The sequence below is a fragment of the Candidatus Coatesbacteria bacterium genome (assembly GCA_014728225.1).
In the GTDB taxonomy this organism is placed as follows: Bacteria; RBG-13-66-14; RBG-13-66-14; order RBG-13-66-14; family RBG-13-66-14; genus WJLX01.
Map to the genome: position 1 here is coordinate 1 of WJLX01000035.1, position 7191 is coordinate 7191.

The 7191-nt window shown below is 69.3% G+C and carries 7 protein-coding genes; all 7 read left to right on the forward strand.

Going from position 1 to position 7191, the window contains the following annotated elements; all coding sequences use genetic code 11:
• Window positions 1-579, forward strand: a 579-nt coding sequence (gene folP / locus GF399_02675; GenBank protein MBD3399217.1) for a dihydropteroate synthase, incomplete at its 5' end; no start/stop codon positions are given.
• The gene (locus GF399_02680) at window positions 576-1187 is read left to right on the forward strand and encodes a hypothetical protein (protein MBD3399218.1); all 612 of its coding nucleotides are present in this window, start codon (window positions 576-578) and stop codon (window positions 1185-1187) included. The genes folP and GF399_02680, both read left to right, overlap by 4 nt.
• A 326-nt stretch (window positions 1188-1513) precedes the next feature.
• On the forward strand, window positions 1514-2410 hold the full coding sequence (locus tag GF399_02685) for an EamA family transporter (protein ID MBD3399219.1): 897 nt from the start codon (window positions 1514-1516) through the stop codon (window positions 2408-2410).
• A complete protein-coding gene (locus GF399_02690; protein MBD3399220.1) occupies window positions 2407-3846 on the forward strand; it encodes a radical SAM protein in 1440 nt (479 codons plus the stop codon). The genes GF399_02685 and GF399_02690 overlap by 4 nt, the downstream gene beginning before the upstream one ends.
• Window positions 3847-4265: 419 nt before the next feature.
• Window positions 4266-5402, forward strand: coding sequence for an ADP-forming succinate--CoA ligase subunit beta (gene sucC / locus GF399_02695; GenBank protein MBD3399221.1), 1137 nt, complete (start codon window positions 4266-4268; stop codon window positions 5400-5402).
• 10 nt (window positions 5403-5412) lie between these two features.
• Window positions 5413-6282 carry a succinate--CoA ligase subunit alpha gene (sucD, locus tag GF399_02700; protein MBD3399222.1) on the forward strand — a complete coding sequence of 290 codons (870 nt, stop codon included), beginning with the start codon at window positions 5413-5415 and terminating at the stop codon, window positions 6280-6282.
• Between the two features lie 144 nt (window positions 6283-6426).
• Window positions 6427-7191: carboxypeptidase regulatory-like domain-containing protein (locus GF399_02705; GenBank protein MBD3399223.1), on the forward strand; the 765-nt coding region annotated here is incomplete at its 3' end.

Consider the following 7191-nt stretch of genomic DNA (forward strand, 5'->3'; position numbering starts at 1 on the left):
GAAGCCGTGATCAGCGTGGACACCTACAAGCCCGCCGTGGCCGAGGCCTGTCTGGCCGCCGGGGTTCAGATAATCAACGACGTCACCGGCCTGCGCGGTCCGGAGAACGACGACGCCATGGCCCGGGTGGCCGCCGAGTACGGCGCCGGCGTCGTGGTGATGCACATGCAGGGTTCCCCGCGGGACATGCAGCGCGACCCCCGGTACGACGATCTCGGTCGCGAGCTGCACGACTTCTTCCTCGAACGGTTGCGGGTCTGCGTCGGCGCCGGCCTGCCCGCCGAGGCCGTCGCCCTCGATCCGGGGATCGGCTTCGGCAAGCGCCTGGAGCACAACCTGGCCCTGCTCAACCATCCGGAATGGTTCTGCGGGCTGGGACGGCCGATCGTCGTAGGCGCCTCGCGCAAGTCCTTCATCGGCGGGCTGACCGCGGCCTCCGTCGAGGAGCGGCTGCCGGGCACCCTGGCCGCCCACACCGTCGCCCTGCTGCGCGGCGCCCACCTGCTGCGCGTCCATGACGTCCCCCAGGCCGTCCAGGCCTTGCGCGTGGCCGCGGCGATCAAGGGAGCCGGCCAATGAAGCGCATCGCCGCCGGTTTCATCATCCCCGTGGTCCTCGGGCTGGCTCTGGGCGCCCTGGCCCTCTCCATCGGCTTCTCCCGGCCCGGCGACGAGCCCGACAACTACGCCGACGCCCTGAGCGTTCTGCGGCGGGCCGAGAGCGCCCTCTTCGTACAGTCCTTCCTGGTCGATATCGGCGATGCCGAGCTGGCAGCTTTTGGTCACGGCGGCCTGCGCGATCAGCCCCTGGAGGCCGATGAGCGGTCACGCAGCCGCAGCCTGGCCGCCTACCGCGGGCTGTCCCAACGGCTGGGCCGTCTCGAGGCGAATCTGACCGGCCTGGAGCTCGACTCCCTGCTCAGCGAGCTTCTCGACCTCTGGCACACCCACCTCAAGCTGGCGGTGACCTGGTTGGAACTGCAGGAGGAGCTGGCCGCGGAGCCGGCCTTCGTCGACTACCTCGAACGCCCCCTACTCAGCGAGTACCCCTATCTGGTCGAGGTCGACCGGCTGTTGGCGCGGACCGACGTCGAGCGGGCCCGGGCGATGGGGGCCATCGTTCTGGGGCAGCGGCGATTGGTCTGGCGGCGCAGCCGGGAAATCTCCCGGGCGGTGATGGTCTTCTAGGCCGAGCCGTCGTTCGCCGATGCACCGGCGTTGGGCGCCGGCCCTCCGTTCTCGACGGTCCACCACCGTCTGGCGCCATGTTAAAGGGGCGGCTGGAGACAGCCGCCTCTTCGGGTAGCTCGACGGTCCAGCAATAACCCAAGCGTCACGTAGGGCGGTCCCGGGGGTTCAACCCCCCGCGGGCCGCCGCGTATAACGACACGGAGGCGGTTCGCTGACGACGTAACGGCGGCCAGGGGTGCCGCCCACGAGCCGGAGCGAGACAGCCCGGGGCCTTCGTGCTAAACTGGGGCGGTCGAGGATCCGGTCCCACGGACAGACAACCAATGAGCCGACAGCGAAAAGCCCTCAAATACATCATCCTGATCACGGTCATCTACGGCTCGACCTTCGTGGCGCTCAAGGTGCTGCTGGCGGAGCTGACGCCGTGGCTGCTGGTGGCGGCGCGCTTCGGCGCGGCTGGGGTGGTCGTCGGCGCGGCGGCGCTGATCAAGGGCGTGCGCTTCGGTCGGGGCGTCTGGGGCCGGGGGGTACTGCTGGGGCTGGTGCTGATGGCGGGCTACGGCCTGCAGACCCTGGGCCTGGTGAGCAGCGGGGCGGGGAAGTCGGCCTTCATCACCGCGCTGTACGTGGTCTTCACCCCCTTCGCCGCGGCGCTGCTGACCAAGCGCAGGCTCAACCGGCGGGTATTGGGGGCGGCGCTGGCCGCCCTGGCCGGGGTCTACCTGCTGGCGAACCCCCGGGGCCTGCCCGCGGTGGGTGACCTGTACACCCTGGGGTGCGCGGCGGCCTTCGCCCTGCATCTGGCGCTGATCGACCGCTACGCCCGCGAGGGCGAGGAGCTGCAGTTGACCACGGTCCAGTTGCTGGTGGTGGGACTCCTGGCGGCGGCGCTGACCCTGCTCTTCGAGGAACCGAGCCTGGAGCTCAGCGGGCTGGGCTGGGGCCTGCTGGCCTACCTGGCCTTCGCGGCGACGGCCCTGGTGGTGCTGCTGCAGATGTACTGGCAGCCGGCGCTGGGGGCGGGTCCGGCGGCGGTGGTCTACGTCGGCGAGGCCGTGGTGGCCTGGCTGGGCGGGATGCTGCTGCTGGAGGAGAGCTTCGCCTGGTCCGGCTACGCGGGAGCGCTGTTGATCGTCGGTGCGGTGCTGCTGGCGGTGGTGCCGCGCAAGCGTCCGCCGAGCGAGATCGGCCTGCCGCCCGATCCGGGGGGTGGACGATGAGGCGGCCCGGTCTGGACGAGTTGCGGACGGCGGAGCGGGGCTACATCGGCGGACCGACGCAGCCCCTGAGCGCCTGCGTCATCTGGCCCAACGATTACGCCACCGGGGCGGCCAACCTGGGCCACCAGCGGGTCTGGGAGCTCATCGACACGGCACCGGGCTGGTGCGCCGACCGGCTCTACGCCGGGGAGCCGCCAACAGGCCGGCCGGTCAGCTTCGCCTGGGAGCGCCCCCCGGGCGACTTCGACCTGCTGCTGGCCTCGACGGCCTTCGAGGCCGATTACCCGGCCCTGCTGGAGCTGCTGGCTGCGGCGGGGCTGTTGAGCGACCACGCCGAGCGGTGCGGACCGCTGGTCATCGCCGGGGGCATCGCCCCCACGCTCAACCCGCGCCCCCCGGCGCCCTTCGTCGACGCCGTCTATCGGGGCGACGCCGAGGTCGCGCTGCCGGGGCTGCTGGCTGAGCTGGCGCAGTCCGGCCCCCTCGACCGCCGGGGCTTGTGGGAGCTGCTGGCGGAGCGCGGCCTGTACGTCGACGCCCTGGGAGAACCCGCGGCGCCAGTCCACCACTGGACCTCGCCGACGGGAACCTACGCCGCCTCACGGATCGTCAGCCGCCGCGCCCACTTCGGCGCGACGCTGCTGGTCGAACTCGGCCGGGGCTGCCCGCGGGGCTGCACCTTCTGCGCGGCACGCTGGGCCGCCGGGAGCTGGCGACCGGCCGAGCCCGCCGCCCTGCGCGAGCAGATCGCCGCCCTGACCCGCGAGCTGGCCGTCCAGCGCGTCGGTCTGGTGGGCACCGCCGTCGCCGAGGCCGCCGACTTCCACGGGCTGCTGAACTGGCTGGAGACGCGGGGGCTGAAGGCCACCTCGAGCTCCCTGCGCGCCGACCTGCTGACCCCGAAGATCGCCCGGAGCCTGGTCCGCCTGGGGCAGCGGACGCTGACCCTTTCCGCCGAGGCCGGTACGCAACGCCTGCGCCGCAGCCTGGCCAAGGGTCTCGACGACGACGACCTGCTGCGCGCCGCCGAGTCCGTCGCCGCCGCCGGGGCCGAACGGCTCAAGCTGTACTTCATCTACGGCCTGCCCGGCGAGACCGACGCCGACCTCGAGGCCGTCGGCCAACTCTGCGCCCGGATGCGTGAACGCCTGGGAAGAACCCGCCTCGAGGTCTCCGCCTCGCCCCTGGTGCCCAAGCCGCTGACCCCCCTGGCCGGGACGCCGCTGCCGCCCGCGACCGAGCTGCGACGCAAGCGTAAGCTGATCCACGCCGCCCTGCGCCGGATCGGCGTCGGCCGCCCGACCGGGGAGTCGCCGCGCAACGCGCTCTGGCAAGCCGCCCTCTCCCGGGGCGACGAGACGATCCTGCGCCGCCTCAGGGAGGGTGTCGGCAAGGGCGCCCTGATCCGCGAGGCCCTGGCGGCCGGTGAGAAGTGACGGCTTGACGACGCTGTAGAGCGGCGGACGGCAACCACATTCGGCCCTCGATCTCGAGCGCCGCTCCTCCAGCCTGGGCGAGCGCCGCCTAGCGTACCGGGCCGGCAAGGTTCTTGCATTGACGACGGACCCCGGGTCCGTCGTCGCAACAACCTCGCCGGCCCTCGTCGATAGACGCTGCGATCGGCCGGCGCAATTCACGAACGGAGAGGTTACATCCTCCCGCCTGCGACCGACAACTGAGCGCCGGCGCGCTTGTTGCGCCGAGTTTCCCGGGCGGGAAACTCGGCGCGCAAGAAGCGTGACGGCGCGGGGCCCGCCTTGCCAGCCCGCCGGAGCGGTGCTACAATCCGCCCGATAAACCTGCGGCCCCGGCCGCATCTTCAGCCACACCGCTCGACAACGGGGAGGACGTTCCAGTGAAGATCCACGAGTACCAGGCCAAGGCCGTCTTTCGGGAGTTCGGCATCCCGACGAGCCGGGGCGAGCTGGTCGAGGCAACGGAGCAGGCCGCCGCGGCCTTGGACAAGGTCGGATTGCCCTGCGTGGTCAAGAGCCAGGTCCTGGTCGGCGGCCGCGGCAAGGCCGGCGGCGTGCGCTTCGTCCGCAGCCGCGAGGAATACGACAGCGCCGTCGACGAGATCCTCGGTATGCGGATCAAGGGCCTGACCGTCGAAAAACTGCTGATCGACGAGGCCGTCGACATCGCCGAGGAACTCTACCTGGGCGTCGTGCTCGACCGCTCGGCCAAGCGACCCGTCTTCATGGTCTCGGCCGCCGGGGGCGTCGAGATCGAGGTCGTCGCCGCCGAGACCCCGGAGAAGCTGCTCAAGCTGCCGATCGACCCGACGATCGGTTTCCGCGGTTTCCACGGCCGCCGCCTGGCCGCCTTCCTCCACGATGATCCGGCGATCCGGAAACAATTGGCCGAGATCCTCGCCGGGCTCTATCAGCTATTCATGGCCAAGGACTGCTCCCTGGCCGAGATCAACCCCTGCGTGATCACCGGCGACGGCGAGGCCACGGCCATCGACGCCAAGATCAACTTCGACGACAACGCCCTCTTCCGCCATCCCGACATCGCCGAGCTGCGCGACATGACCGCCGAGGACCCCCTCGAGGTCAAGGCCAAGGAGGCCGGGCTGTCCTACGTCAACCTCGACGGCACCGTCGGCTGCCTGGTCAACGGCGCCGGGCTGGCCATGACCACGATGGACCTGATCAAGCACTTCGGCGCCGAGCCGGCCAACTTCCTCGACGTCGGCGGCTCCAGCAACCCGCAGAAGGTGCTGACGGCGATGGAGATCATCACCAGCGACGCCAACGTTAAGTCCATCCTGCTCAACATCTTCGGCGGCATCACCCGCTGTGACGACATCGCCAACGGCCTCATCCAGGCCCTCGAACAGCGGCCCCTCGAGGTGCCCCTGATCGTCCGGCTGACCGGGACAAACGAGGAAGAGGGTCGGGCCATTCTCGAGGAGCACGGCATCGAGGCCGGCTCCGATCTGGACCAGGCCGTCAGGCAGGCCGTCACCGCCGCCCAGGGCGTTTAAAGGAGGACAGATGAGCATCTTCGTCGACGAGAACACGCGCCTGGTCGTTCAGGGCATCACCGGCCGCGACGGCTCCTTCCACACCGAGCAGATGCTGGAGTACGGCACCCGGGTCGTCGCCGGGGTCACCCCGGGCAAGGGCGGGCAAAAGGTTCACGGCGTCCCCGTTTTCGATACCGTGGACGAGGCCGTCGAAGCCACCGCTGCGAACACCAGTGTGGTCTACGTCCCGGCGCGCTTCGCCGCCGAGGCCATGCTCGAGGCCGCCGACGCCGGCATCCGCCTCTGCGTCGCCATCAGCGAGGGCCTGCCGACCCTCGACGTTCTCGAGGTCTACAACTACTACCGGGCCCGGGGCATCCGCTTCAGCGGTCCCAACTCTCCCGGCATCATCTCCCCGGGCAAGGCCAAGGTCGGCATCATGCCCGCCCGCATCCATCGGCCCGGCCACATCGGCGTTGTCAGCCGCTCCGGCACGCTGACCTACGAGGTCGTCTGGAACCTGACCAACGCCGGCATGGGCCAGTCCACCTGCATCGGCATCGGCGGCGACCCGATCATCGGCACCAACTTCATCGACTGCCTGGCCGCCTTCGAGGCCGACCCCGACACCCACGGCGTGGTGATGATCGGCGAGATCGGCGGCACCGACGAGGAAGCCGCCGCCGAGTTCATCGCCGCCGAGATGCAGACCCCCGTCGTCAGCTTCATCGCCGGACGCACGGCCCCCAAGGGCAAGCGCATGGGCCACGCCGGAGCGATCATCGCCGGCGGCAAGGGCACCGCCGAGAGCAAGCGCGAGGCCCTCGAAGCCGCCGGGGTTCCCGTGGCCGACCTGCCCAGCCAGCTCCCGGGCCTGCTCAAGGAGAAGCTGGGCTAGTAACACATCGGCGACAAGCGACACTAACACGGGACGAGCCGGGCGCTCGTCCCGTTTTTGACTTGACCGCAGCCGCTTATTACCATTGTTACTAGAGTTGGACGACGAACACACCTTAGCAGACTGAACGCCAAAGGAACGAGGATGAAGCAGTTACCAATTGTTCTGTTGATGTTCGCGCTGATGATTACCGCAACCGCCGACGATTGGATCGTCGAGACGGTGGACTCGGATGATGATGTCGGCTACGATACCTCCCTGGCGCTGGATGCCGGCGGCAACCCGCACATCTCTTACAAAGACCGCACCAACTGGGACCTCAAGTACGCCGCCTGGAACGGCGCGAGCTGGGAGCTCGAGACCGTGGAATCGGCAGGTTATGTCGGCCATTATACCTCCCTGGCGCTGGATGCCGGCGGCAACCCGCACATCTCGTACTACGACGCCACCAACCAAGAACTCAAGTACGCCGCCTGGAACGGCGCGAGCTGGGAGCTCGAGACGGTGGATTCGGGTGGTGGTGGTGATGTGGGCCGGTACACCTCCCTGGCGCTGGATGACTCCGGCAACCCGCACATCTCCTATATAGACTACACCGACTACGATCTCAAGTACGCCGCCTGGAACGGCGCGAGCTGGGAGCTCCAGACGCTGGATTCGGGTGGTTTTATCGCCGGGTACACCTCCCTGGCGCTGGATGCCGGCGGCTACCCGCATATCTCGTACTTTGACTTAAGCAACCACAACCTCAAGTACGCCGCCTGGAACGGCGCGAGCTGGGAGCTCGAGACGGTGGATTACGACGGTGATGTCGGCTCGTACACCTCCCTGGCGCTGGATGACTCCGGCAACCCGCACATCTCGTACTACGACGAAACCAACGGCTATCTCAAGTACGCCGCCTGGAAC